At 69.6% G+C, this 25,824-nt stretch carries 23 protein-coding genes and 2 tRNA genes; 7 read left to right on the forward strand and 18 right to left on the reverse strand.

All coding sequences use genetic code 11. The features are described from left to right. Positions 1-68: 68 nt before the first annotated feature. From JOM49_RS40790 to JOM49_RS40810, 5 genes are read right to left on the reverse strand one after another with little or no spacing between them, the layout of a single operon-like run. Positions 69-533: an NUDIX hydrolase gene (locus JOM49_RS40790; protein WP_209669982.1), complete on the reverse strand. Its 465-nt coding sequence runs from the start codon at positions 531-533 to the stop codon at positions 69-71. Positions 534-577: 44 nt separating this feature from the next. After that, positions 578-1,207 (reverse strand): dTMP kinase, encoded by a 630-nt coding sequence (tmk, locus tag JOM49_RS40795; RefSeq protein WP_209669984.1) that lies wholly within the window; start codon positions 1,205-1,207, stop codon positions 578-580. Then, positions 1,204-1,758: a radical SAM protein gene (locus JOM49_RS40800; protein ID WP_209669986.1), complete on the reverse strand. Its 555-nt coding sequence runs from the start codon at positions 1,756-1,758 to the stop codon at positions 1,204-1,206. The genes tmk and JOM49_RS40800 overlap by 4 nt, the downstream gene beginning before the upstream one ends. 30 nt (positions 1,759-1,788) lie before the next feature. Continuing rightward, entirely contained in the window at positions 1,789-2,667 is an 879-nt protein-coding gene (locus JOM49_RS40805) for a B12-binding domain-containing radical SAM protein (protein ID WP_209669988.1), read from the reverse strand. Continuing rightward, complete coding sequence (locus JOM49_RS40810; RefSeq protein WP_245369640.1) at positions 2,645-3,490, reverse strand: DNA glycosylase family protein; 846 nt, start codon at positions 3,488-3,490, stop codon at positions 2,645-2,647. The genes JOM49_RS40805 and JOM49_RS40810 overlap by 23 nt, the downstream gene beginning before the upstream one ends. Positions 3,491-3,731: 241 nt before the next feature. Between JOM49_RS40810 and JOM49_RS40815 the strand changes: the two genes are divergently transcribed. The 3 genes from JOM49_RS40815 to JOM49_RS40825 all read left to right on the forward strand — a co-directional run bounded on the left by JOM49_RS40815 (position 3,732) and on the right by JOM49_RS40825 (position 5,541). Next, positions 3,732-4,262, forward strand: coding sequence for a GntR family transcriptional regulator (locus JOM49_RS40815; protein ID WP_209669990.1), 531 nt, complete (start codon positions 3,732-3,734; stop codon positions 4,260-4,262). A gap of 17 nt (positions 4,263-4,279) precedes the next feature. After that, on the forward strand, positions 4,280-4,990 hold the full coding sequence (locus JOM49_RS40820) for a GntR family transcriptional regulator (RefSeq protein WP_209669992.1): 711 nt from the start codon (positions 4,280-4,282) through the stop codon (positions 4,988-4,990). A gap of 386 nt (positions 4,991-5,376) precedes the next feature. Further along, positions 5,377-5,541 carry a hypothetical protein gene (locus JOM49_RS40825; RefSeq protein ID WP_209669993.1) on the forward strand — a complete coding sequence of 55 codons (165 nt, stop codon included), beginning with the start codon at positions 5,377-5,379 and terminating at the stop codon, positions 5,539-5,541. 165 nt (positions 5,542-5,706) lie between these two features. On the opposite strand, the gene JOM49_RS40830 is transcribed toward JOM49_RS40825, so the two are convergent. After that, positions 5,707-5,934 carry a hypothetical protein gene (locus JOM49_RS40830; protein WP_209669995.1) on the reverse strand — a complete coding sequence of 76 codons (228 nt, stop codon included), beginning with the start codon at positions 5,932-5,934 and terminating at the stop codon, positions 5,707-5,709. A gap of 333 nt (positions 5,935-6,267) precedes the next feature. On the opposite strand from JOM49_RS40830, the gene JOM49_RS40835 reads away from it, so the two are divergent. Continuing rightward, positions 6,268-7,626, forward strand: a complete 1,359-nt coding sequence (locus tag JOM49_RS40835; protein WP_209669996.1) for a tetratricopeptide repeat protein — start codon at positions 6,268-6,270, stop codon at positions 7,624-7,626. 324 nt (positions 7,627-7,950) lie between these two features. Here JOM49_RS40835 and JOM49_RS40840 read toward each other — a convergent pair. From JOM49_RS40840 to gltX, 4 genes are all read right to left on the reverse strand, one after another. Next, positions 7,951-8,023 (reverse strand) — tRNA-Glu (locus tag JOM49_RS40840). A 61-nt stretch (positions 8,024-8,084) separates the two neighbouring features. Continuing rightward, positions 8,085-8,156: transfer RNA gene (locus JOM49_RS40845), tRNA-Gln, on the reverse strand. Between the two features lie 92 nt (positions 8,157-8,248). Further along, on the reverse strand, positions 8,249-9,028 hold the full coding sequence (locus tag JOM49_RS40850) for an HAD family hydrolase (protein WP_209669998.1): 780 nt from the start codon (positions 9,026-9,028) through the stop codon (positions 8,249-8,251). An 80-nt stretch (positions 9,029-9,108) separates the two neighbouring features. Next, on the reverse strand, positions 9,109-10,596 hold the full coding sequence (gene gltX / locus JOM49_RS40855) for a glutamate--tRNA ligase (protein ID WP_209670000.1): 1,488 nt from the start codon (positions 10,594-10,596) through the stop codon (positions 9,109-9,111). A gap of 98 nt (positions 10,597-10,694) precedes the next feature. On the opposite strand from gltX, the gene JOM49_RS40860 reads away from it, so the two are divergent. Beyond that, entirely contained in the window at positions 10,695-12,008 is a 1,314-nt protein-coding gene (locus tag JOM49_RS40860) for an FAD-dependent oxidoreductase (RefSeq protein ID WP_372444194.1), read from the forward strand. On the opposite strand, the gene JOM49_RS40865 is transcribed toward JOM49_RS40860, so the two are convergent. The 6 genes from JOM49_RS40865 to JOM49_RS40890 all read right to left on the reverse strand — a co-directional run bounded on the left by JOM49_RS40865 (position 11,983) and on the right by JOM49_RS40890 (position 21,971). Further along, positions 11,983-12,756 carry a fumarylacetoacetate hydrolase family protein gene (locus JOM49_RS40865; protein ID WP_209670004.1) on the reverse strand — a complete coding sequence of 258 codons (774 nt, stop codon included), beginning with the start codon at positions 12,754-12,756 and terminating at the stop codon, positions 11,983-11,985. The genes JOM49_RS40860 and JOM49_RS40865 overlap by 26 nt on opposite strands. 10 nt (positions 12,757-12,766) lie before the next feature. Next, on the reverse strand, positions 12,767-14,377 hold the full coding sequence (gene cimA, locus JOM49_RS40870; protein WP_209670006.1) for a citramalate synthase: 1,611 nt from the start codon (positions 14,375-14,377) through the stop codon (positions 12,767-12,769). Positions 14,378-14,679: 302 nt separating this feature from the next. Beyond that, on the reverse strand, positions 14,680-15,717 hold the full coding sequence (locus JOM49_RS40875) for a 3-isopropylmalate dehydrogenase (RefSeq protein WP_209670008.1): 1,038 nt from the start codon (positions 15,715-15,717) through the stop codon (positions 14,680-14,682). A gap of 265 nt (positions 15,718-15,982) precedes the next feature. Continuing rightward, the gene (locus JOM49_RS40880) at positions 15,983-19,321 is read right to left on the reverse strand and encodes a S8 family serine peptidase (RefSeq protein ID WP_209670010.1); all 3,339 of its coding nucleotides are present in this window, start codon (positions 19,319-19,321) and stop codon (positions 15,983-15,985) included. Positions 19,322-19,637: 316 nt separating this feature from the next. Further along, on the reverse strand, positions 19,638-21,236 hold the full coding sequence (serA, locus tag JOM49_RS40885; protein WP_209670011.1) for a phosphoglycerate dehydrogenase: 1,599 nt from the start codon (positions 21,234-21,236) through the stop codon (positions 19,638-19,640). Positions 21,237-21,404: 168 nt separating this feature from the next. Continuing rightward, complete coding sequence (locus JOM49_RS40890) at positions 21,405-21,971, reverse strand: TetR/AcrR family transcriptional regulator (protein ID WP_209670013.1); 567 nt, start codon at positions 21,969-21,971, stop codon at positions 21,405-21,407. A 133-nt stretch (positions 21,972-22,104) separates the two neighbouring features. Here JOM49_RS40890 and JOM49_RS40895 point away from each other — a divergent pair, with 133 nt between their 5' ends. Beyond that, entirely contained in the window at positions 22,105-22,926 is an 822-nt protein-coding gene (locus JOM49_RS40895) for a TIGR03620 family F420-dependent LLM class oxidoreductase (protein WP_209670015.1), read from the forward strand. 134 nt (positions 22,927-23,060) lie between these two features. Then, the gene (locus JOM49_RS40900; RefSeq protein WP_209670017.1) at positions 23,061-24,386 is read left to right on the forward strand and encodes an ankyrin repeat domain-containing protein; all 1,326 of its coding nucleotides are present in this window, start codon (positions 23,061-23,063) and stop codon (positions 24,384-24,386) included. 106 nt (positions 24,387-24,492) lie between these two features. On the opposite strand, the gene JOM49_RS40905 is transcribed toward JOM49_RS40900, so the two are convergent. Continuing rightward, entirely contained in the window at positions 24,493-24,720 is a 228-nt protein-coding gene (locus JOM49_RS40905; protein WP_209670019.1) for a DUF397 domain-containing protein, read from the reverse strand. A gap of 65 nt (positions 24,721-24,785) precedes the next feature. Then, a complete protein-coding gene (gene ilvC / locus JOM49_RS40910) occupies positions 24,786-25,799 on the reverse strand; it encodes a ketol-acid reductoisomerase (RefSeq protein ID WP_209670021.1) in 1,014 nt (337 codons plus the stop codon). Positions 25,800-25,824: the final 25 nt, after the last annotated feature.

Genomic DNA, 25,824 nt, shown 5'->3' on the forward strand with positions numbered 1-25,824 from the left:
AACTACGACCGGAAACCCTCGCCCATCTGGTCACCATTCGCCTCGGTGAGCTTCGCTGTCGGCGTGAATCATCGATGGGTTGCATAGTGCGCGGACTGGGGCCAGCCGTGGATTCCGAAGGTCGTCCCGTGGAGGTAGCCGTGGATGCCGGCGAGGGGGTACGGGATCACGTCGTCGGGAAGCGCGACGAGGGGGAACCAGGCGATGGCGGAGCATTTGTCGGGTTCGCGGTTGTGGGGTTGGCCGGTCCAGTGGTGGGTGGCGAAGAAGATGCCGAGGCGTGGTGTCTGGCCGGCGCCGGTGACGTGGAGGGTGTGGACGTGGTGGAGGTCGTCGGGGTTGATGTGGACGCCGATTTCTTCGTGGGCTTCGCGGACGGCGGCGTTGGGAAGGGATTCGCCGGGGTCGAGTTTGCCGGAGGGTAGGTGCCACATGCCGTCGCCGTAGGTGCCGCGGCGGCGGGTGAGGAGCACCTCGCCGTCACGGATGAGCAGGACGTGGGCGTCGATGATGGTGTGCTGGCCGTCGGGCATCCGGGCGTGGTCCTCACGGGGCGGCGGTGGTGGCGCCTCGCAGGTTACGCCGTGGCCACGTTTCGGCTGGTATGGTCCTTCAGGTCGGCGATGCGGGTGACGAGGTGGTCGGCGATGTCGCCCGGCGGTGCGTCGCCGGTGTCGATGGCGAGGATCGGGTAGCGGCGGGCGGCGAGGCGTTGGACGGCTTCCTCGTAGAGGGCGATTTCGTGTTCGCTGGTGGTCTGGCCGGCGTGGAAGCGGTTGTGAGCCCCGCGGGCGGCGACGCGCGCGGCGACGATCGCCGACGGTGCTCGCAGGACGATGGCGAGGTCGGGCCGGTCGGCGGCGGAGTTGATCGCTTCGACGAACGTGCGTGGGACGCCGTCCATGCGCTGGAGCACGTAGGAAGAGGCGACGTAGCGGTCGCAGATGACGATGTGCCCGGCGTGGAGGTGTGGCCGGATCTCGGTGGCCAGGTGGTGGTAGCGGTCAGCGGCGACGAGACAGGCGAGGCTGTGTCCGCGGTAGGTCTCGGTGTGGTGGCGGGCGGTCTCGCCGAGTAGCCCGCCTGAGGGTTCAGCCGTGGCGTACACCCGATAGCCGCGGTCTGCCAGGCATTGGGCCAGCAGCCGGACGGTGGTGGTCTTGCCGACCCCGGCCGGGCCGTCGATGGTGACGAACAATCCGCTCATGCGACCGCCTCCTTTCGCTCGTGCTGGGCGCGCGCGATGCTGACGAGGTGGCGGCGGACGTAGTCGATGGAAGCGTCGCTGAGCTGGAGATTGATCGAGAAGTTGAACTCGTCGCGCTCGCGCATCGACTCGTCGAGGCCGTCGGCGGTGAGGTCGACGGCGCTGTAGTCGAGCAGTTGCTCGGCGGTGTAGTGGCCGGTGGCCATCAGACGGCGCCAGTCCGGCGTGCCGGGGTAGGGGCGGTATTCGAAGGCCGAGGCGCGGAACCGGCCGGGCAGGGTCTCGGTGGTCTCCCACAGGTCGTGGACGAGGCGGACAGTCGCGTCCATCTCGGCGCGGGTTTCGCTGGGGAAGCCGAGAATGAAGTAGCCCTTGACGTTGATGCCGCGCTCGGTGAGGCGGCGCACGACGGCGCGGGTCATGGCAGGGGTGATGCGTTTGTCGATGCGGGTGAGCATGCGCTGGCTGCCGGACTCGATGCCGAGCGCGACTTCGCGGAGGCCGTTCACGGCGAGGGTGTCGAGCGTGGCGTCGTCGGCGCGGTGGAGCACGTTGATGCGGCCAGTGGCGTCCCAGCGTGCCTAGTCACCGACCTGGTTGGCGGTGAAGGCTTTCATCATGGTGGTGATGAGGCGGCGAGCACCGAGGAATAGGTCGTCAACGAACCGGAACGCGGTCACGCGAGTTCTGCGGAGTTCGTGCATTTCGGCGAGGATGTTGTCCGGGTGGCGGGTGCGGATGGCGATGTCGGGGTTGGCCGAGACCGCGGCGCCGCAGAACGAGCAGTCATACGGGCAGCCGCGAGCGCCGACCATGTTCGCCTCGAGCCGCCCGGCGTCGTGGTGCGGGTCCTGAGCGAGGTAGCGGCGGTCGACGAACGGCAGCGCGTTGATATCTGGGGCCAGGTGGTGCCCCTGGTTTCCCATGCCGCCGGTGACCGGGATGCGCTGGATCGGGTCGAGCCACATCACCCCGGGCAGTTCGCTGCGGCGCAGGTGGTTCTCGAGCAGGGCGGCGACCCGGGTTTCGCCTTCGCCGATGACCAGGGTGGCGCAGCGGTGCATGCGTGGGTCCAGCAGGATGTCGGCGGGCATGGCTTTGGCCTGGTGCCCGCCGAGCAGGACCTTGATGGCCGGATCGAGGCGTTCGGCGATGCGGGCGCTGACCTCGTAGGTCGGGGCCAGCAGGTTGAACCCGGCCCACCGTGGCGCCGCCGCATTCACCAGACGGGCGGTGTGGTCGATGCCGAGGCCGTGGGCTTCGGCGTCGAGCACGCCGACGTTGAAACCGCGGGTCGCCGCGTAGGTGGCGATGTAGGCCATGCCGAGCACGGGGAGCGTGAAGTCGTTCACGCGCGGGCGCTCGTCGTAGTCGCGCAGCGGCGCGTTGACGAACAGGGCGTCGAGTTCCCGATGTGGGTCGGCGCCGGTGATCAGGTCAGAGGGCAACTCCGGTGGCATGTCGGACTCGCCAAGCGAGGGTGAGCAGCGTCCGTTCGGACAGCTGCGTGCCGGCCATCGCCTGCCAGGTCCGGCCGAATTCGCGTTCGGTCTCGGGCCAGGACACCGCGGGCGCGAGCGTGCCGGCCCAGGTGCGCACGGCGAGGTCGGCGAAGGGGTAAAAGCTGAAGTCGTTGGTGACATCGGCGACGGTGGCTCCGGCTGTCCACGGGCCGATCCGGGACACACTTTGCACCTCTGCGACCAACCGGGTGCCGGGCATCCCCGTCCATTCGTCGGCGAACTTGAGGCTCGCCTCGGCGGCGGCTCTCAGTCCGCGGCGGAAGAACTTCATGCCGAGAGCGGCGAACTCGTCATCGGACAGGGCCAGGACCACGTCGGGGTCAGGAAAGAGCCATGCCGGACCGGCGGTGGTCTCGTAGCGCTCGCCGTGGGCCTGGCAGAAACGGCGGTAGAGCAACCGGGCCTGGCCGGCGCGGATGACCTGACGGATCACCGACGTGCCCAGCGCGTCCCAGACATCCGGATTCCGCAGGCGCGCCACCGGACCTTCCGCCCGCAGCAGCCCGCACACCACGTCGTCACCAGTCAGCGCAGCCGGGTCGATCACGTCGACCACGGGTGCTGTACCGGGATCGCCTGCGAGGCGGTCAACGTCGATCGCATGCGCACGGCCCTCGGGTTTGCAGACCACCGACCACACCGCGCCAGCCGAGCGGACCACCCTGCGCGCACGGCCGTCGGGGCCACCCAGCCACGCCGGGTGGTCGAGCATCATGATCGAGTTCGACACGGTCAACCCCTGGGGTGCGGCAGTGAACAAGATGACGAGTGTGGCTCGCTCACCGGCGAGCCTCTGACTCGGGTCTCGGACCAATCGATGCCTCTCACCTCCCTGTGGACCTGAGATCGGCGATCACACGGGCACCGTCACCGCGAATCCACATTCGCAACCATACTGCGTTTCAAGTAAGGCGACAAGGATAGCGAAGTGTCCGCCTTACTACCTGACGATTAAGGTCGACATCGATGCACCCGCAGGCCCGAACGGAGGCGGATCACCCGTGGCCGAAGCCCCCTGGACCAGCGTGTCCCTGCCCTACCTCAGCGGGAATCCGGCCGACGCCTGGGGCGCCGAAGCCGAGGAACACGGACAGACCGGCACCCAGAAGCTGACCGAGGTGACCGAACTCGCCGCACCCGGCGCCGTCGCCGACGCTCTCGGCCTACCGGCCGGCGCGCCGGTGGTGGTGCGACGGCGGGTCATGCTGCTGGGAGAGCGCCCCGTCGAGCTGACCGACTCCTACTACCCCGCCACCCTCGCCGCAGGCACCGCGCTCGCCGAGCACCGCAAGATCAAAGGCGGCGCCGTGGCCCTGCTCAACCGGCTCGGGTTCCCGCCGCGGTCGGTGCGTGAAGACGTCACCGCCCGCCTGGCCACCCCCGCCGAGCAGACCGCCCTCGAACTACCGGAGCCGGCTTGCGTACTGCAACTGTCCCGGGTCCTGCTCACCGACGGCGAGCAACCCGTCGAAGCCAGTGTCATGACCATGACCGCCGACAACCGGCGCCTGCGCTACCAGCTGACCCTCTAATCCGGAAGGAGTCAGCCATGCCCCGCACCCGTGACACCCGCCCCCGCCACAGCCAGATCGCCGCCGAACTCCGCGCCCGGATCATCTCCGGCGACCTCGCCCCTGGCACCCAACTCCCCTCCACCGCGCAACTCATGGCCACCTACGACGCGGCCAACGCCACCGTCCAGCGCGCCCTCAGCGCTCTCAAAGACGAAGGCTTCCTCGACAGCCGCGTCGGCAAGGGCGTCTACGTCCGCGACCAACCCGCCCTCACCATCTCCGCAGCCGCCTACGTCGCCCCCGGCCAGATCAACTACGAACTGCTGGCAGTGGAACAGGCCCGCCCGCCGGCCGACGTCGCGGCCGGCCTCGGTCTCGACAACACCGGAACCGCGGTGCTGCGCCAGCGACTACTGCTGCGTGACGGCGAGCCGGTCGAACTGTCCTATTCGTACTATCCCGCCGACATCGCCACCGGCACCGCGCTCGCCCGCCCCGCCAAGATCCCCGGCGGCGCACCGCAAATCCTCACCGATCTCGGTTTGCCCCAGCGCACTTTCACCGATCTCATCACCGCACGAGCGCCTACCAGCAACGAGGTCACCCTGCTCGACCTCCCGGCCTCCGTACCCGTCATCCGCCAGTTCCGCGTCATCCACACCGATGACCAGCGCCCGGTGGAAGCCTCCGTCCTGATCAAAGGCGCCCACCGCTATCAGTTGCGCTACAGCGACAACGCCGAATAAAACGCCCACAGGCGGGGCAACACACACAACGATCGCAACCGTGAGGCCATGACCCGGCGCCTGATCAAGGTGAGAGCCACGACCAGGGATTTCCAGGAGTTCCTGACCAAGACCTTCATGACGATCGCCGACGGCGGGGCGGTCGGCCTCGATGACTTCGGGAGCGGTCTCGACGGCGTGCACGCCGCGTTGAACTCGGCGTTCGACGAGGCGTTGCTCGACGGACTCTGGTTCGCCCATGCGAGAGAAGCCGGATTCCTGATGCGCCCGGTGCCGGGCACGACGCCCCTGCACGGTGTACTGGCCGCGATGGACAGCAAGGACACCGGGGTCAACGCCACCGATCTGGTCGGAAAGCTGATGGAGGCTTCCAGCCTGGTGCGGCAATGCGCGAAGGAGGGCCGCCGATCCCGGACGAGCTGCGCACGGAAACCGAGCGAGCCCTGTTCGGGAGCATCACCGCCCGTGAAGCACTGGTCGCCTACACCCAGGAACGACTTGACGCCCACGGGCCGGAGACCCCCAAGGGCCCGGCGGGCACGACCGCCTGAGGCGCGGCGAGGTCGCCACCGGAGTCGGCGGCCCGCCCGGCGCCCGCCGGAAACCCAATCACGGCACCCGTCTCCCGAACAAACTTCAGCATGGTTCGTCAATAGAGAAGACCCCTCCTCTCGGCTCATCCGAAGAGAAGGGGTCTTCGTGTACTCCAGAGGCGTTTAGAAACCGCCGTAGAACCACCAGCTGCCGTTGTTGCTGAGCGACCAGAAGCAAGGGTCGCTGTAGTTGAACAGAATCCTGGCGCTCTCGCACTCCCCTTCGGTGACGAACGGGCCGTAGTAGTCGCCAGCCTCTTTCGCGCTTGCCGCGCCACCCAGCGAGAGGGTCATCGCCGCGGCGACTCCCGTTCCGATCACCAGATTCTTCAAAACACGCTTCAAGTTCACATACTCCTGATCGCTAAGCTGATACCTCGTCGAGGCGCTCGACATCTTAAACAGTGCCACCATCGTGAGGTCAAGAACCCGGGCACCTTTTCAAGTCTTGCTGAAACAGGCAGTAGATGGCCGACCTGCCAGGCCGACTACGAGCGCGCCGCCGAGTTCGCACACCAGGCCAGCGCCCACGACGAACTGGCCACCACGCACCGTGGGTTCGGCGAGATCGCCCGCCTCAACCAGACCGCCCGGCACCTCGCCGGCACCCAGACACACCGCCGCCCTCACACGCGGCACCACACTGTCCCGGGATATCGAGGCGGGTGGCTAGGGTGCACCGGCATGGATGCTGCTGATCTCGACTACCGGGCCCGGACCTCGTCCGGCTGCATTCCTCCGCTCCTGGTGTCGCGGCTTCTTGAGCTCGGCCATGGGGAAGAAGTGGAGTTCCAGGCCGGCCGTGGGGAATGGTTCTGTGCGCGTGCGTGGGCACGGTTGCTCGGTGACCAAGGGCGGCAGGCCGCGGCGTTGGAGGTGCTCGCACCGTACGTCGCCACGGGCTGGTGGCCGGCCGCCCGGGCCCAGGCGGAACTACTGGAGAGCTGGGGGCGGGCAGAGGAGGCGATCGCGCTGGCCCGGCCATACGCCGACGCTGCAAGGCTCCCGCTGGAGTTTTTCGGGCGGCTGCTGGCCCGGCACGGACGCCGGGATGAGGCGCTCGTGTTGCTGAGCGGCGGAGTCGACGACTGGTTCCTCGCCACTGCTCTGGTTGAGGTGTCCGAGGGGACAGGCCAGGACGAGGACATCGCCGCGCTGCTGGTCGCGCGGATCCCGGCCCAGCACCGATGCGACGGTCCCTGGTGCTGCCGCGGCCTTGACCCGGACACGGCAATCGGCCTGGTTGCCGCGATCCGCGAGCGCCAAGGCCGCATCGACGAAGCGATCGCCCTGCTGCACACCCGGCAGCACGTCACCTCCGTGAACAACCACGACCAGTTGGCCGACCTGCTGGCGAGGCATGACCGGATCGAGGAACTGCGTGAGTACGCGGCCTCCGAGGACCACGGGCACGCCGCGCAACGCCTGGCCGGGGTGTTGGAGGAGCGCAGTGACGTGGAAGGCGCGATCGCCGTCTACCGGCAGCCGGGCGACTCACTGGCCCGTCAGTGTCACGGTTCGGTCCAACTGGCACAGCTCCTGGCTCGGCATGGCCGGGGCGACGAGGCAATCGAGGTGATGCGCGTGCTCGCGGACTCTCCCGGTGGCGCGGAGGACTGGATCGTCGACACACTGTGCACTCTGTACACCGACCAGAGCCGTGCCCAGGACGGCCTGGCCTACCTCGACACGCTCAAGGCACGCCGCGACGGCGAGGAGGAGTGGGACTTCTTCAGGATGCGGCTTCAACTCATGGCCGACTGCGGCTTGCTCGATGAAGCAATCGAGCAGGCGCGGGTCCACCCCGAGGGCGACACCTCGTACGCGGCCTGGACCATCTCCGACCTTCTCGCCGAGACGGGCCGGACCGAGGAGGCTGTCGCAGTCCTGGAAGCACACGCCCCCGCCAATTCCGTCGCTCTCGCAGGCCACCTCATCAACCTCGGCCGGATCAAGGACGCTGTGGCAATCCTTCAGCAGCGCGAATCCGAGCCGGTCGTGCCTGTCTGGACGGGCACTTCCCCCACCGAATCCCCGTTCTGACACCGCCCGCCGGGCCACACCCGGCGGCGGGAACCACGGTCAACCCTCAGTCGGCAACGTCGGGTAGGCACTCCGGGCGGCGGATCTCGGAGTTGACGACGAAGGGGCGTTTCGGGTGGCCGTGGCGGTCGCACCACGCCGAGAAGAACACTGTCCGAGACGCGATCACCCGTCTGAGCGAACTCGAGGAGACCACAGCTCGAGGTGTGCCTGCATCAGGGCGATGAGGAGGCGACCATCACCATCAGGTCCTCGGCACCATGACCGCAGAAACCAACCAGCCCGCCACCTCGGAAAGTGACGGGCTGGGGTGGATCTTGAACGTACCCCCGATGGGATTCGAACCCACGCTACCGGCGTGAGAGGCCGGCGTCCTAGGCCGCTAGACGACGGGGGCTAGGAACTTTCTTGCTTTGTTGCGAGAGAGAACTTACCAGACCGCTTTTTCCCTCTTGCAGCTGGGGTACCAGGACTCGAACCTAGACTAACTGGACCAGAACCAGTCGTGCTGCCAATTACACCATACCCCATTGGGGCGCGTTTCCGATCTTGACCGGCTTCGCACCGCCGAGAAGAAATATAGACCACCGCCCCGCGGGCCCTGCACGGGGGGCACCCGCGGTCACCGCGGGGAGGGCACGCCGACCCTGGCGAACTCGCAAACCAGCAGTTCAGGCAGCTCCGCGAGCCCTTCGAGGACGTGCACGCCGCGCGGGACCTCGGCGCCGGAGGCCGAGCGGTCGAGCCAGACCGCGCCGAGGCCGGCGTCGGCGGCGCCCATGGCGTCGGTGTCCAGTTTGTCGCCGACGTGGACCGCCTCGCCGGGGTCGCAGCCCAGGGCGAGGCAGACCGTGTGGAACATCACTGGATCGGGTTTGGCGACGCCCATCTCGCCGGCGATGGCGATGTGGTCGAAGAACCGGGCGAGGCCGAGGTCGGCGAGCTTGGTGCGCTGGTGCGCCCCCGAGGCGTTGGTCACCGCGGCCAGGTGGACCCCGGCCGCGCGCAGCCACTCCAGGCACGGCAGCACGTCGTCGAACAGGCGCCACGAGCGGCGCAGCAACTCCAGTCGCCGCCGTTCGAAGGACGCGGCCTCCTCCACGCACACGGCCCGCCCGATCTCGGCGAGGAAGCTCTGCGTACGCGTGCGGTGCATCGCCGCGTAGTCGAGATCACCGGCGACCACCATGGCGACGTGCCGGTCGGTCACCGCCTCCCACAGCGGCCAGAGGTCGTCGCGGCCGAGGACGGCGGCCAGCGCGCCGCTGCTGGACGCGGAGAAGTCGATCAGGGTGTCGTCGATGTCGAGGCAGACCAGGCGCAGGGCCGGGGCCGACCACGGGTCGGCCGGTGAAGCCGGGGTTGTCCCCCGCTGTCTCGGGGGTGCGAGCGCAAATTCCACTCAGAGAGGCTAGGGGTAGCCACGGCTTCACCGATTCGACCAACGAGGTGAACTAAGAAAAAACTGACACGGTCAAGCAGTTACAGCCCGACACCGTCGAGTGCGCGGCGCAACCGTCCGAGAGAGACCTCGCGGCCGAGCAGTTCCATGGATTCGTAAAGCGGTGGTGAAACGGTACGACCGGTGATCCCCACGCGAACCGGCGCGAAAGCCTTGCGGGGCTTGAGACCCAGCTTCTCCACGAGTGCGTTCTTCAGCGCTTCCTCGATCGCCGGAGTCTCCCAGGAGGACAGTTCCTCGAGTGCTTCCACAGCGGCACGCAGTACCGGTTCCGAGTCCGGCCCGAGAACCTTGGTGGCCGCGGCCTCCTCCGGCGCGAATTCCTCTTCGGACACGAAAAGGAAACGAACCATGTCCACAGTGTCCGACAACACGGTCACGCGCTCCTGCACCAGGGGCGCGATGGTGCGCAGCCGGGCCAGCTCGCTTTCGGACGGTTGCGCCGGAAGTACGTTCGCGCGCTGCAGGTAGGGCACCACGCGCGCGGTGAAATCGTCCACGTCGAGCGCCCGGACGTGCGTGCCGTTGATGGCTTCGGCCTTTTTCAGGTCGAACCGCGCCGGGTTCGCGCTGACCTTGCCGATTTCGAACGCCTCGACCAGTTCGGCCACGCTGAAGATGTCCCGGTCGTCGGCGATGGACCAGCCGAGCAGGGCCAGGTAGTTGAGCAGGCCCTCGGGGATGAAACCGCGATCGCGGTAGTTGAACAGATTCGAAGAAGGGTCGCGTTTGGACAGTTTTTTGTTGCCCTCCCCCATCACGTACGGGAGGTGCCCGAACTCGGGGGTGCGCTCGGCGACACCGATGCGCTCCAGCGCCGCGTACAGCGCGATCTGCCGGGGGGTCGACGGCAGCAGGTCCTCCCCACGCAGCACGTGCGTGATCTTCATCAGCGCGTCGTCGACCGGGTTGGTCAGCGTGTACAGCGGCTCGCCGTTGTTCCGCACCAGCACCGGGTCGGGGATGGTGCCCGCCGGGAAGCTGATCTCGCCGCGCACCAGGTCGGTCCAGCCGAGGTCGCGGTCGGGCATGCGCAGCCGCAGCACCGGCTTGCGGCCCTCGGCGCGGAAGGCGGCGCGCTGCTCGTCGGTCAGCTCGCGGTCGAAGTTGTCGTAGCCGAGCTTGGGGTCCTGCCCGGCCGCCTTGCGCCGCTCCTCGACCTCTTCGTTGGTCGAGAACGCCTCGTACAGTTCGCCGGCCGCGAGCAGTTTGGCGGCCACGTCGGCGTAGATCTCCCGCCGCTGGCTCTGCCGGTACGGCCCGTGCTCGCCGCCCACCTCGGGGCCCTCGTCCCAGTCCAGCCCGAGCCAGCGCAGCCCGTCGAGCAGCGCTTCGTAGGACTCCTCGGAGTCGCGGGCGGCGTCGGTGTCCTCGATCCGGAACACCAGGCTGCCGCCGTGGTGCCGGGCGAAGGCCCAGTTGAACAGCGCCGTCCGGATCAGCCCGACATGCGGGGTACCGGTCGGCGACGGGCAGAAGCGGGCGCGCACAGGCGTGGTCTCAGTCATAGCCCGACCAGCGTATCCAGTGCCGGGACGCTTGACACACGGGTGGTACCGGGTGCATCCTCGAGTTATTCAACAAGCGATGAATAAGACGAGATGAGGTGGTTGCCGTGGCCGAGCGCACCGACTGCGTGGTGATCGGCGGCGGACCGGCTGGGATGGTGCTGGGGCTGCTGCTGGCCAGGGCCGGCGTCGAGGTGACCGTGCTGGAGAAGCACGCCGACTTCCTCCGCGACTTCCGCGGGGACACCGTGCACCCGTCGACCCTGCAGCTGCTCGACGAGCTGGGGCTGGGTGAGCGCTTCCACGCGCTGCCGCACAGCGAGATCCAGCAGATCGGCTTCCCGCTGGGCCGGGACCGGACGCTGACCTTCGCCGACCTGTCGAAGCTGAAGGTCACCTACCCGTACGTGGCGATGGTGCCGCAGTGGGACTTCCTCGACCTGCTCGCCGACGCCGGCCGCAGCGAACCGACGTTCACGCTGCGGATGAGCACCGAGGTCACCGGGCTGGTCTCCGAGGGCGACCGCATCGCCGGGGTCCGCTACCGCGCGGCGGACGGCACCGAGGGCGAGATCCGCGCCGGGCTGACCGTGGCCGCCGACGGCCGCTGGTCGCTGGGGCGGCGGCAGGCCGGGCTGCGGCCGCAGGAGTTCGACGTGCCGTTCGACGCCTGGTGGTTCCGGCTCCCGCGGCTCGACGGCGAGCGCGGCGACACCATCAGCCCGCAGATGCGCAACCGGAAGTTCGCCGTGGCCCTGCCGCGCGAGGGCTACTTCCAGATCGCCTACCTGGCGCCGAAGGGTTCCGACGAGGACCTGCGCCACGCCGGTATCGAACAGTTCCGGGCCAGCGTGGCCGACGCCTACCCGGACTACGCCGACCGGCTCGGCGCCCTGGAAACGATGGACGACGTGAAGTTCCTCGACGTGAAGCTGAACCGGCTGCACCGCTGGCACACCGAGGGCCTGCTGTGCATCGGCGACGCCGCGCACGCCATGTCACCGATCGGTGGCGTCGGCATCAACCTGGCCGTGCAGGACGCCGTGGCCACCGCGCACCTGCTCGCCGCCCCGCTGCGCCGCGGCAGGCCGAGCACCAAGGACCTGGCCAAGGTGCGGCGACGGCGGTGGCTGCCGACGGTGGCGGTGCAGTTGCTCCAGCGGCTGCTCCACCGCGCGGTGCTGCGGCCGGTGATGGAAGGCAGGCGGGACGGGCCGCCGAAGCCGGTGATCGCGGCGCTGACCGCGTTCCCGGCGTTGTCGGTGGTCCCGGCCTACCTGATCGGGGTGGGCCTGCGGCCCGAGCACGCGCCGGAGTTCGCCAGGAGGAAAGCAGCGGCGCGCAGCGCCACCGTTGAGGGTGGTGGCGGGCTGGCGGGAGGGCCGGTCAGCCCTGCACCACGGGATTCGTGAGCGTGCCGATGCCCTCGATGGTGATCGACACCTGCTGCCCGTCGGTGATCGGGCCGACGCCCTCGGGGGTGCCGGTGAGGATCACGTCGCCGGGCAGCAGCGTCATCACCGAGGAGACGAACTCCACCAGCTCCGGGATCTTGTGGATCAGGTCCGCGGTGCTGCCGTCCTGCTTCAGCTGACCGTCCACCTCGGACTTCAGTGCCCGGTTGCCCGGCTCGGGCAGCTTGGTCTCGATCCACGGGCCGAGCGGGCAGAAGGTGTCGTAGCCCTTGGCGCGGCCCCACTGGCCATCGGCTTTCTGCAGGTCGCGGGCGCTGACGTCGTTGGCGACGGTGTAGCCGAGCACCACGCTCGCGGCGCGGGCGGCGGGCACGTTCTTCACCGGCTGGCCGATCACCACGGCGAGCTCGCCCTCGAAGTCCACCCGGCCGGCGGCCGGGGGCAGCTTGATCGCCGCGTTCGGGCCGATCACGCTGGTGGACGGCTTGAGGAAGAGCATCGGCGCCTGCGGCACCTCGTTGCCGAACTCGGCGGCGTGCTTGGCGTAGTTGCGGCCCACCGCGATGATCTTCGACGGCAGGATCGGCGCGAGCAGCCGCACGTCGGCCAGCGGCCAGCGCTTGCCGGTGAAGTTCGGGTCACCGAACGGGTGCTCGGCGATCTCCAGTACCTGGGCGTCGTCACCGTCCCCTTCGATCGAAGCGAAGGCGACACCACCGGGATGAGCGATTCGGGCTAGGCGCACACCGGTGATCCTACGTGGTCTGGCGCAGGCTCTTGTGGACGAGGGCGTCCCAGAGCGCGAGCCAGCTGGCTTCGACGATGTTGCCGTGCACCCCGACCGTGGTCCACTCGCGCGAGCCGTCGCTGGTTTCCACCAGCACGCGGGTGACCGCGTCGGTGCCGGGGTGGCCGGGCAGGATGCGCACCTTGTAGTCGGCCAGCTCCACACTGTCCAACCAGGACAGATGCGGGCTGAGCGCCTCGCGCAGCGCGGCGTCCAGCGCGTGCACCGGGCCGTTGCCCTCGGCGGTGGCGATCACCCGCTGCCCGCCGACGTGCACCTTGACCGTGGCCTCGGAGACGATCTCGCCGTCCGCGCGGTGGTCGAGCACCACGCGGTAGGACTCCAGCACGAACGGCGGATCGTCGAGGTCCTCCCCCACCTCCCGGCGCAGCAGCAGCTCCAGTGAGGCGTCGGCGGCTTCGAAGGACCAGCCCTCGGCCTCCAGCCGCTTCACCTTGCGCACCGCGCTGGTCAGCGCTTCGGGCCGGCCGGCAAGGTCGACCCCGAGCTCACGTCCCTTGAGCTCGAGACTGGCCCTGCCGGCCATCTCGGTGACCAGTACCCGCATGTCGTTGCCGACCGAAGGGGGATCGATGTGGTTGTACAACAACGGATCCACCTTGATCGCGCTCGCGTGCAACCCCGCCTTGTGGGCGAAGGCCGACGCCCCTACGTAAGCCTGGTGGGCGTAGGGGGCGATGTTCGCGATTTCGGCAAGCGCATGGGAGACCCGGGTGAGCTCGGCGGCGTTCCCGGTGGGGAGCACCTCCATGCCGAGCTTGGCCACCAGGTTCCCGGTCACGGCGAACAGGTCGGCGTTGCCGGCCCGTTCCCCGTAGCCGTTGGCGGTGCACTGCACGTGCGTCACGCCGGCCTGCACGGCGGCGACGCTGTTCGCCACCGCGCAGGAAGTGTCGTCCTGACAATGGATCCCGAGCCGGAACCCGGTGCGTTCCTTGACCTCGCGCACGGTTTCGGCCAGGCCCAGCGGCAACTGGCCGCCGTTGGTGTCGCAGAGCACCACCACGTCGGCACCGGCGCCCGCCGCCGCGTCGGCGACGCGCAGCGCGGTTTCCCTGCTGAACGCGTAGCCGTCGAAGAAGTGCTCCAGGTCGACGAAAACGCGGCGGCCTTCGCGGACCAGGAACTCGACCGTGTCGCGGACCATTTCGCAGGCTTCGCCGACTTCGACCTTGAGCGCGCGCTCGATGTGCCGCAGGTCCGATTTCGCGACCAGGGTCACCGCGGGCGCCTGCGAATCGAGCAGGGCGCGCACCTGCGGGTCCTTTTCCGCGGTGGTCCCGGCTTTGCGGGTGGACCCGAACGCGACGAGCACCGCGTGCTTGAGGCTCAGCTCCCCCGCCGCCGCCTTCGCGAAGAATTCGGTGTCCTTCGGCAGCGCGCCCGGCCAGCCACCTTCGATGAAACCCACGCCGAGCTCGTCCAGCAGGCGGGCCACGGCCAGTTTGTCGGTCACCGAATAGGAGATCCCCTCACGCTGGGCGCCATCGCGCAGCGTGGTGTCGTAGAGGTGGAACTCGTCGCCCAGCGCGGTTCCGGCCGGTTCGGTGCGAGTCACGGGAATCTCCTCGGTTTCGTGGCGAAAAAGGCCCCAGAACAGCAAAAAACCTCCCGCAGGATGATGCGAGAGGTCGCGCGCCGGGTGTTCGTGAGAACAGCTACCCGGCGCGCCTGCCGATAATGATGGCGGAGGAAGTCACGGGCCCGATAGTGCCACACCCCGGCCCCAGTTCCAAGCTCTGGTGCCCACTTCCCAGATGCTGGAACCCGCCCAATGCAATGAGTGGGGCATTACTTGCAATCAACGCAAGTAATGCCCCACTCCTAGCATTCGGCCCAGGCCGGTCGAGCGGTTGAGGCTCAGCCGGTGCGGGTGTTCGAGGAGACGAGAGCGGCCAGCCGGTCGCCGATGGCGTGGGTGGAGCCGGGGTTCGCCTGGTCCCGGGTGGCCAGGTCGAAGGCCACCGAGGCCTCGATCCGGCGTGCCGGTTCCTTCTGGCCGAGGTGGTCCAGCAGCAGCGCGACCGACAGCACCGCGGCCGTCGGGTCGGCCAGCGCCTGCCCGGCGATGTCCGGCGCGCTGCCGTGCACCGGCTCGAACATGCTCGGGTTGCGGCGGGTGATGTCCAGGTTCCCGCTCGCGGCCAGGCCGATGCCACCGGTCACCGCGGCGGACAGGTCGGTGATGATGTCGCCGAACAGGTTGTCGGTGACGATCACGTCGAAGCGGCCCGGGTCGGTGACCATGTGGATGGTCGCCGCGTCCACGTGCGAGTACGCCACGGTGACGTCGGGGTGCTCCAGCGAGACCTCTTCGACCACGCGCGACCACAGCGACCCGGCGTGCTCGAGCACGTTGGTCTTGTGCAGCAGCGTCAGGTGCTTGCGCGGGCGCTGCTCGGCCCGGTCGAAGGCGTCGGAGACGACCCGCCGGATGCCGAACGCGGTGTTCACGCTGACCTCGGTGGCGATCTCGTGCTCGGTGTCCTTGCGCAGCAGGCCACCGTTGCCCGCGTACGGGCCTTCGGTGCCCTCGCGGACCACCACCATGTCGATCTCGGTCGCGTCGGCCAGCGGCCCGCGCACCCCCGGGTAGAGGCGCGCCGGGCGCAGGTTCACGTGGTGGTCCAGCTCGAACCGCAGGCGCAGCAGCAGGCCGCGCTCGAGGATGCCGCTGGGCACCGACGGATCACCGACCGCGCCCAGCAGGATCGCGTCGTGCTGGCGGAGTTCGCCGAGCACCGACTCGGGGAGCAGCTCACCGGTGGAGTGCCACCGCGCGGCGCCGAGGTCGTAGTTGGTGGTCTCCGCGTTCGGCGCGACCTCACCCAGCACCTTCAGCGCCTCGGTGACCACCTCGGGCCCGATCCCGTCACCTGGGATCACAGCGAGCCGCATCCACACACCTCCGTCGATCTGGGTCCGGCGTCCCGGATGGCCCATCCGCACAAAACTCCAGCGACGGCAGGTTACCGGCTGCCGACATTCGGCCGAAGCCGCACCACCCTTATGTCTGATCCTCCCGCGTGGTGAGACACCCGGAAGTGTCACCCGCTACTCCGTTAGGAACAAGTCTCACTTTTTCACACGGTCGGCTTACGACCGTAAGAAACGCGAACGGCGCCCGGGAACCGAAGCTCCCGGGCGCCGTCGTCGCCGTGGATCAGCTGGCGTCGACCGTGTTGGCCACGTTCAGCTGCACCACCTTCGCCCGGTCGCCCGAGGCGTTGTGGTGGTTGAGCGAGAGCAGGCCGAGCACGGTGTCCTGCCCGGCGGTGGCCGCGTCGCGGTTGACCACCAGCGCGGTGCCGGGACGGGCCAGGTAGGACAGCGCGGCGTCCCCGCCACCCTGCACCCAGTACCCCGGCGAGACCGCGTCGAACGACAGCGGGGTGTCGATGCTGTCGATCACGCCGCTGCCCGGCGCGGTGTAGTAGCCGGTGACTCCCACGGTGTAGGAAATCCGGTGCGAGTCCGCGTTCGGGTCGATGCCGAGCGCGGCCAGGCGCACCGGCAGCACCGCGACGTTGGTGTCGAAGACGTTGGTGTCCACGTCACCGAGGCGCCCGTTGAGCGGCTGCAGGTCCACCGAGGGGAAGCCCGGCTTGTTCAGGTCCACCGTGTTGACCAGGAGCACGTCGCTCGAGGTCGCCTTGGTCACGTAGGACTCGAAGTCCGGCTGCCCGTCGCCGGTGGTGTCGATGTCGACGAACGGGACGGTGTTGCTGCCCAGGTTGGCCCAGTTGCTCCAGGTGGCCAGGCCGAAGGCGAGCAGCGACTCCTCGGGAGCGCCCTGCTGCTTGGCCAGCGGGGCCGTGGAGGCCGCGCCGACGTACCGCAGGTCGCCGCCCTTGGCGGTGTCGTTGACCGTGCACTGCGTCGGCTGGTCGTCGCACTCGGGCAGCTGGCCCGACTGCGCCTGCAGCTCGAACAGGCTCACCAGCGAGCGGTAGGCCTGCGTGCCGGAGCCCTGGTTGACCCCGCGGCCACCGAGGTTGAGCACCGCCTGCTCCTGGCCGGCGGCGAAGGCGACCTGGCCGGGGGTGGTGATCGCCGCGACCGGCTTCGGCGCCGAGTGCACCGGCACCCGGAGCCCGACGGTCGCGCCGCTCTTCGGGGTGAAGGCCACCCGGCCGGAGGACTCGGTGAGGAACTGGCGCGCCAGCCCCGCCTGCGTGGCCTGCATGGTCGGGTCGATGACCTTGCGCAGCGCCTTCGGGTCGTCGATCTTCAGCGTCACGGTGACCGTGGCGATGCCGCGCGGGCTGAGCTTGACGCTGCTCTTGTTCACCTCGTACCGCACGCCGGGCGTCTGCGTGACGCCCTGGTAGGCCACGGCGTACTCGACCGGCTGCACGCCCTTGTTGACCACCTTGATGGTCTTGGTCAGGCTGACCGGGCCCGCCGCTTCGACGGTGCCGAACGAAGCGCTCACCACGCCGGGGTTGTCCTGCACGTAGGCGAGGACCTGGTTGTCCAGCGCGGCCTTCGCGTTGATCCGGCCGGAGCCGACCCGCTGCGGGCCGAACACCTTGCCGCCCTCGGCCACGTCGGTGCCGGCGGTGTTGATCACCGCGGCCTTGACCTCCTCGACCGACCAGTCCGGGTGGGCCTGGCGGATCAGCGCGGTGATGCCCGCGGTGTGCGGGGCGGCCATCGAGGTCCCCGACATCACCGTGCGGCCGTTGCCGCTGCCGCTGAACGCCGAGGAGATGCTGTCACCGGGAGCGGCGACGTCCGGCTTCACGGCCGGGCCGCGCACGCCACGCGAGGTGAACGAGCTCGGGGTGTCCACGATGGACTGGTCGTAGGTCTGCAGCGCGGACCGGCCGGAACCGGCCAGGCGCACCTGCAGCGTGCCCGCGTCCAGCGCCGGGCGCACCGAGGCGGTGGCGGTACCGGTCAGCTGGAACATCGGCACCGTCGCGTTGCCGGCGATACCGGCGGCGAAGTTCTCCAAAGTGGACGAAAGCAGCACGCCGGTGGCCCCGGCGGCCTGGGCGTTGTTCGCCCGCGCCGCCGAACCGCACGGGCGGGTGGCGTCGTTGTCGTCCCACTCCAGCCAGGCGATCTTGCCCTGCACGGCGGCCTTGTCGGCGGCCGAGTAGGGCGCGCAGCCCGCCGCGTTGGCCGCGGACAGCTTGACCACCGGGCCGGTCAGGTCGAGCGTGTCGTAGTCGGCGAAGTCCTGGCTGAACTGGCCCGGCTTCTGGCCCGCCGAACCGGCCGGGGCCACCACGTCGATGGCGTCGCGCAGGATCGAGGCGTCCCGCGTGCTCGCCACGGTCAGCGCCTCGGGCGTGTTGCCCGGCGAGCCGCCGACGTCGTAGCGGTCACCGCCGTTGCCACCGGAGAACACCGGCAGCACGTTGTTCGCGGCCAGCTTGCGCACGAACAGCGAGTCGGGGTCGTCCGGCGCGCCGAAGTCGCTGCCCAGCGAGAGGTTCACCAGGTCGAGCTTGTCGGTCGGGTCGCCGTCGCGGTCCGGGTCGAGCGCCCAGTCCAGCGCTTCGCTGACCACGTTGGTCGAGCCGTCGCAGCCGAAGACCTTGATCGCGTACAGCAGGGACTTCGGCGCGGTGCCCGGCCCGATGCGCATCTGCGCGACGGTCTCCGGGGTGAGCTTCGAGTAGTCACCGGTGAAGGTGCTGCCGTCGGCGTTCACGCCGAACCCGCCCGCGGTGCCGGCCACGTGCGTGCCGTGCGAACCGCAGGAGATCGGGTTGGGGTCGGGCTTGGGGATGGTGACGTCACCGTCGCCGCCCGAGTCGTACTCGTCGCCGACCAGGTCGACGCCGCCGACGACCTTGGCGGTCGGGAAGAACGACGGCGCGGTCTGCGTCGGGTCGATCGCGTCGTAGGCCTCCTTGGTGCCGGGGCCGCCGAAGTCCGCGTGGGTGTAGTCGATGCCGTCGTCGATGATGCCGACGCGGACACCGTCGCCGTAGCGGCCGGTCTGCTGCCACGCGGCGAGGGTCTGGGTCAGCTGGACGGCGCTGGTGTTCGTCCGCTCCTTCGGCACCACCGTGCGGACCGAGACCACGTCGTCGCGGTGCGCCAGTTCGCGGATCTTCGCCGCGTCGGCGGTCACCACCGCGCCGGGGACCGCGGTCGAGGTCTCCGCGAGCAGTTCGGTGCCGGCGTCGCCGCTGGTCAGCTGCCCGACCACGGAATCGACGGCGGCCTCGGTGTCGGCCTGGGCGGCCTTCGCCGCCTGCTTGGCCTTCTCCTTGCCCGCGCCCTTGTTCTGCTCGGCGTGGAACGCGTCGACCGCCGGCCGCTTGGCCAGTTCGACGAACGCGGTCACCTTGCCCTGCGCGGCGCCCAGCCGCGGCTCGACCTTGCCGGTGAACCCGGCGGCGCCGGATCGCGGCAGCGCGTCGGCGAGCGGGACGTCCTGGGCCGACGCGGCCGGGACTCCGATGAATCCGGCCGTCAGCACGGCGGAAAGCGCCGCCACCGACGACCGCGCGGCCCATCTGGGTACGCGAGATTTTGCCATCACGAAGTGCCCTCACCCGAGGCGTAACTGAGAACCTGCCTGGCTCGAACACCCCCGACGGTGAGCTACCGGCGCGCGTGCCGTGCCCTCGACGGCGCGCGGTTCAGCCTCGCGGGAGGAAATTTAGTCGCAGAATGCACCTACTTTGGTAGGCCATTCGAGTGAGCACCACCCGGCTGGATGACGGACGCCGGGTCCCACCTGCACAGACGCCCCGTTCCTCGCCGACGGCGTTATGCATTCGAAACGAGGACGGAAATTAACTCGTGGGTGCGCGAAGTCGTGGAAGAACGACCTCGCGCACCCACGGGGGAAATCAGTCGAACGAAATGGCGCGAATGGTGCTCGCCTGCACCACGGTGCCGATCGGCTCCAGCACGTGCTGGTCCACCGAGCGGTCCACGCGCAGCAGCATGACGGCGTCGGCGCGGTCGGTGGTCTGGCTGATCTGCGCGGCCTCGATGTTGATGCCCGCTTCACCGAGCACGGTGCCGACGCGGCCCATGATGCCCGGGCGGTCCGGGTACTCCAGCAGCAGCAGGTTGCCCTCGGCCCGCAGGTCGAACGAGCGGCCGTTCACCTCGACCAGCTTCTCCACCTCGTCCTTGCCGGTGAGCGCACCCGAGACGGACAGCGTGCTGCCGTCGGCGTGCACCGCGCGCACGGTGACCAGGCTGCGGTGGTTGGGGCTCTCCGAGTCCTTGGTCAGCTCGACGCGGACCCCGAGCTCCTCGGCCAGCCGCGGCGCGTTGACGAAAGTGACCGGGTCGCGCACCACGCCGGCGAACACGCCGCGCTCGGCGGCCAGCGGAAGGATGCTGACGTCCTCGTCGGCCAGCTCGCCGCGCACGTGCACGGTCAGCGTGGCCGGCGCCTTCGGGTCCAGCGAGGCCAGCACCGTGCCGAGCTTCTGGGTCAGGCTGAGGTACGGGCGGACCTCCTCGCCGACCGGGCCACCGGCCGAGACGTTCACCGCGTCCGGCACGAAGTCCCCGCGCAGCGCGAGCAGCACCGAGCGGGCCACGTCGGTGCCCGCGCGGTCCTGCGCCTCGGCGGTCGAGGCACCCAGGTGCGGGGTGACCACGACGTTGGGCAGGCCGAACAGCGGGCTGGAGGTGGTCGGCTCGGTGACGAACACGTCCACGCCCGCCCCGCCGACGTGGCCTTCCTTGATGGCGTCGGCGAGCGCGTCCTCGTCGACCAGGCCACCGCGCGCGGCGTTCACCACGATCACGCCGGGCTTGGTCTTCTTCAGCGCCTCGGCGTTGATCAGGCCCTTGGTCTCCGGGGTCTTCGGCAGGTGGATGGAGAAGGCGTCGGCACGCGCCAGCAGCTCGTCCAGGCTGACCAGCTCGATGCCGAGCTGCGCGGCCCGCGCGGCCGAGACGTAGGGGTCGTAGGCGATCAGCGTGGTGCCGAAGGCGGCGAGGCGCTGGGCGAACAGCTGGCCGATCTTGCCGAGGCCGACCACGCCGATGGTCTTGCCGTTCAGCTCGACACCCGAGTAGGAGCTGCGCTTCCACTCGCCGCCGCGCAGGCTCTGGTCGGCGGCGGGCACCCGGCGGGCCACGGCCAGCAGCAGCGCGACCGCGTGCTCCGCGGCCGAAACGATGTTCGAGGTCGGCGCGTTCACCACGAGCACCCCGCGCTCGGTGGCGGCGGGCACCTCGACGTTGTCCAGGCCCACCCCGGCGCGCGCGACCACCTTGAGCCGCGTGGTGGCGGCCAGCACCTCGGCGTCGACCTTGGTGGCGGAGCGCACCAGGAGCGCGTCGGCCCCCTTCACCGCCTCGAGCAGCGCCGGCCGGTCGGTACCGTCCACATGCTGGACATCCACCTCATCGCCGAACACGCTCAGCACGGACGGCGCGAGCTTTTCCGCGATGAGTACGACGGGCTTGCCGGGTGTGGTCACGATGGGACTCCCATTACTCGGATTCGGCAGAAAGTGCTTGAGTGGCAACGCTTTTTCCTGCGGTCAGCCGATCCGTGCCAGTAAGCCCGCTCGCGCCCCACCTCCGCTGACCGGCCACGACGGTGTGCCCGGACCAGGCGCAGTTTAGCCCGCTGGAGACCCGTCTCGTTAACTGGGACGCAACCCGGAGAAAACAAAGTCGAGCAGCCTGGGCACGCTCTCGTCCCCGGCGGGATCGTGCTGCGAAGCCCACGCTACCCCGTGGACCAGCAGGAACATGTCCTCGGTTGCGACGTCTTCGCGGAGCTCACCGGCCTCCCGCGCCCGCGCCGCCAGCCGCGCGCCGAATTCACGCATGGCGTGGCACGACTCGTACAACTCGGACGTTTCGTCGCTCAGCGCCGCCGCGACCGCTTCGATGAGACCGCGGAAACTCGTCGACACCGTGGCGAGTTCGCGGAACCAGCGGAACAGGGCTTCACCAGGCTTGTCGTGTTCGAGCAATTCGCGGCCGAGTTCGGCCTGCCGGTCGAACCGGTCGCGCAGCAGGGCTTCGAGCAACGCCGTGCGCGTGGCGAAATGCCGGTAGAGCGTGCCGATGCCGACTCCGGCGGCCTTCGCGACGTCCTCCAGCGACGCGTCGACGCCGTGGCGTACGAAGGCGGCGCCCGCCTCGGCGAGCAGCCGGTCGTAGTTGCGGCGGGCGTCGGCACGCAACGGTTTCGCGGTGGTCATCGCTGCCCGAGCATAGTCGCTGGCGTTTCGGAGGCAGCCTCCGTATAGTCGCCCGAGTCAACCGGAGGCAGCCTCATGTTAGGGAATCCATGGAACTGATCGACCGCGGAACGCGGAGCCAGGAGGCCGGCCGATGAGCGTGGGCATCTGGACCTTCGCCTTCGACGCACAGCCCGTCGGCGAGGTCGTCGAGGCGGCTCAGGAAATCGAGGAACTGGGGTTCGACTCGATCTGGTTCGGCGAGTACGCCGGGCGGGAAGCGTTCACCCAGGCCGGTTTGCTGCTCGCCGCCACCAGCAGGCTGACCGTGGCGACCGGCATCGCGCGCTTCGGCGAGCGCACGCCCCACGCCGCGGCCGCCGCGTGGCGCACCCTCGCCGAGGCCCACCCCGGCCGGTTCGTGCTGGGGCTCGGCGGGCACCTGCCCGGCGACCGTCCACTCGAGAGGATCACCGAATACCTCGACGGCATGGACGCCGCCGAACTGACCTTCCCGGCCGGTTCGTCCCGGCGCGTGCTGGCCGCACTCGGGCCGCGGATGCTTCGCCTGGCCGCCGAACGCACCGATGGCGCACATCCGTACTTCGTCCCGCCGGAACACACCGCGCTCGCCCGGGAAGCGTTGGGGCCCAACGGGTATTTGGCGGTCGAGCAGACCGTCGTACTCGATCCCGACCCGGCCGAGGCACGCGAGAAGGCTCGCGAATTCGTGCGCGGGTACGTCGAACTGGCCGCGCACCACCGCGCCAACCTCCGGCGCCTCGGCTTCACCGACGAGGACTTCACCGAGGTGAGCGACCGGCTGGTGACCGCGATCGTGGCCCACGGCGGGGAACAGGCGGTGCACGACCGGCTCCGCGCCCAGCTCGACGCGGGGGCCGACCACGTCTGCGTGCAGGTGCTCGGCGACGGCCTGCCGCGCTCGCGGTGGCGTGCGCTGGCGGAGCTGGTGTAGCGTCGGCCGGGCGCGGCCGGGGCCGCGTCCCGTCCGCGGGCAGGGCCGAGCCCACCCCGGGCTCCACCCCTTGCCAGCAGTGCTTTCTTCCTGCCCGGTACCGGCGGACAACGGGCGTGGGGAAGGAAGTACCGATGCTCAACGCCGAACAACTCCGCAAGCGCGCGAAGGACCTGCTGCGTGCCCATCGCGCGGGCGATCCCGATGCCCTTGAACGGCTCCGCGCCGCCCGCGAACCGGTGAAACTGGCGGATGCCCAGCACGTGATCGCCCGGGAACAGGGCTTTCCCAGCTGGCCGAAGTTGAAGTCCTATGTGGACAGACTGACCCGGTTCGGTCCCGGGCTGCGGCACGCCTTCCACCCGGATCCGGAGTACTACACCGGGCGGGCGCTCGGCCTGCTCGCGTCGGCGAAGGACGGCACCCCGGCCGCGGTGGCCGCCTTCACCGCTCGCGGCGCCCCGCTGACCAGGGCAGGTGCCCGCACGGTGGTCGCGGTCGAGCACGGCTTCGACAGCTGGGCGGCGCTGCTGCGGCACGTCCGCGAACTCGGCGACGAGCCGTTCACGCGGGCCTACCGGGCGATCGAAGCGCAGGACGTGCCGGGGCTTTCGGCCGCGCTGGAGCGTTTCCCCGACCTGGTCCACGCGCAGGGCACCAACGGCAACGACCTGCTCGGCATGGCCGCGGCCACCCACGACGAACGCCTGGTGCGGGTGTTGCTGGACGCCGGTTCCCCGGTCGACCACGCGAACGCGCACGGCTGGACCGCGCTGCACCAAGCCGGTTACAACGGCCTGCCGCACCTCGCGCGCCTGCTGCTCGACGCGGGCGCGCGGGCGGACCTGTCCGCGCGCGGGGACGGCGGCACTCCCCTGGTCGTGGCGCTGTTCTGGGGGCACACGGCGACCGCGGAAGTGCTGGCCGCGCATGCCATCGCCCCGCGCAACCTACGGGTGGCGGCCGGGCTGGGGCGGATGGAGTTGTGTGGCCCGGAGCCGGGTGCGCATCGGGAGTTCTACCGGCCGCACAGCGGTTTCCCGGCTTGGCGGCCCTCGAATGACCCGGGCGAGGTTCGGGACGAAGCACTCTCGTGGGCGGCGCGCAACGACCAGGCGGACGCCATCACCGCCCTCGTCTCCCAAGGCGCCCGACTCGACGCGGACGTCTACCGCGGCACCGCGCTGACGTGGGCCGCCGCGGGTGGGAGGAACCGGGCGGTGCGCCGCCTGCTCGAACTCGGCGCGAACCCGAACCAGCGCGGCACCTTCGGCGGACCGGACCACGGCGAAGGGGTCACCGCCCTGCACCTGGCCGCGCAACACGGGCACACCGAGACCATCGAACTCCTGCTAGCCGCCGGCGCCGACCGCTCCCTGCGAGACACCCACCACGACGGCGATGCCCTCAGCTGGGCCACCTTCGGGGGCCACCCACCCGCCGCCGCGCTACTCCGCTGACCCCTCCGGAGGGACACGAATGTGGCTTTGGGGGCCGATTACGCCCCGAAAGCCACATTTGTGTCCCTCCGGGGCCCGATGTCCGCCCACCTGGCCGGCGCGTGAGCTACAGGTCTGCGGGGCGGTCGAATTCGGCGTCGTGCACGCCTGCGCGGAAGGCGGTCCATTCCGACGGGGTGAACACGAGCACCTTGTCCCCGCCTGCTTCGCGCAGGGCGATGTAGGTGACCCCGTCGGTGTGCGGCACGAAGGCCACCTCACCTTCCGGCCCGGCCTGCCGCCACTGCGCGGCGGAGAGATCGAGCTGGTGCCGGATATGCGCCTTGTCGTCCATGCGCACACGGTAGCGGCCCCGGTCCGGAAATGGATCTTTCCGGACCGGGGCCGCGCGGAAACCGATCAGGCGGTTTCGGTGATCGGCCGGTCCACCCACGACATCAGGTCGCGCAGCTTCTTGCCGGTCTCCTCGATCGGGTGCTGGGCGCCCTGCTCCTCGAGCTTGGTGAAGTTCGGCCGCCCGGCCTCGTCCTCGGCCACCCACTCGCGGGCGAAGGTGCCGTCCTGGATCTCGCCCAGGATCTTCTTCATCTCCTCCTTGACCGCGGGCGTGATCACGCGCGGGCCACGGGTGAGGTCGCCGTACTCGGCGGTGTCGGAGACCGAGTAGCGCTGGCGGGCGATGCCGCCTTCGTACATCAGGTCCACGATCAGCTTCAGCTCGTGCAGCACCTCGAAGTAGGCGATCTCCGGGGCGTACCCCGCCTCGGTGAGCACCTCGAAACCGGTCTGCACCAGCGCGGACGCGCCACCGCAGAGCACCGCCTGCTCACCGAACAGGTCGGTCTCGGTCTCCTCGGTGAAGGTGGTCTTGATGACGCCCGCGCGGGCCCCGCCGATGGCCGCCGCGTAGGACAGCGCGAGTGCCTCGGCGCCACCGGTGGCGTCCTGCTCCACCGCGATCAGCGCGGGCACGCCCTTGCCGTCGACGAACTGGCGGCGCACCAGGTGCCCGGGGCCCTTCGGCGCGACCATCGCCACGTCGATCCCGGCCGGCGGCTTGATCAGCTCGTAGCGGATGTTGAAGCCGTGCCCGAAGAAGATCGCGTCGCCGTCCTTGAGGTTCGGCTCGATGTCCTCGGTGTAGATGAAGCGCTGCTTGGTGTCCGGCGCCAGGATCATGATCAGGTCGGCTTCCTTCGAAGCCTCGGCCGGGGTGAGCACCTTCAGGCCCTGCTCCTCGGCCTTCGCCCGGGACTTGGATCCCTCGGGCAGGCCGATGCGGACGTCGACGCCGGAGTCGCGCAGGCTCAGCGCGTGCGCGTGCCCCTGGCTGCCGTAGCCGATCACGGCGACCTTGCGACCCTGGATGATGCTGAGGTCGGCGTCGTCGTCGTAGAAGATTTCCACTGCCATGAGGGGTTACTTTTCCTTCCGAAAT

This window comes from Amycolatopsis magusensis (assembly GCF_017875555.1).
Lineage (GTDB): Bacteria > Actinomycetota > Actinomycetes > Mycobacteriales > Pseudonocardiaceae > Amycolatopsis > Amycolatopsis magusensis.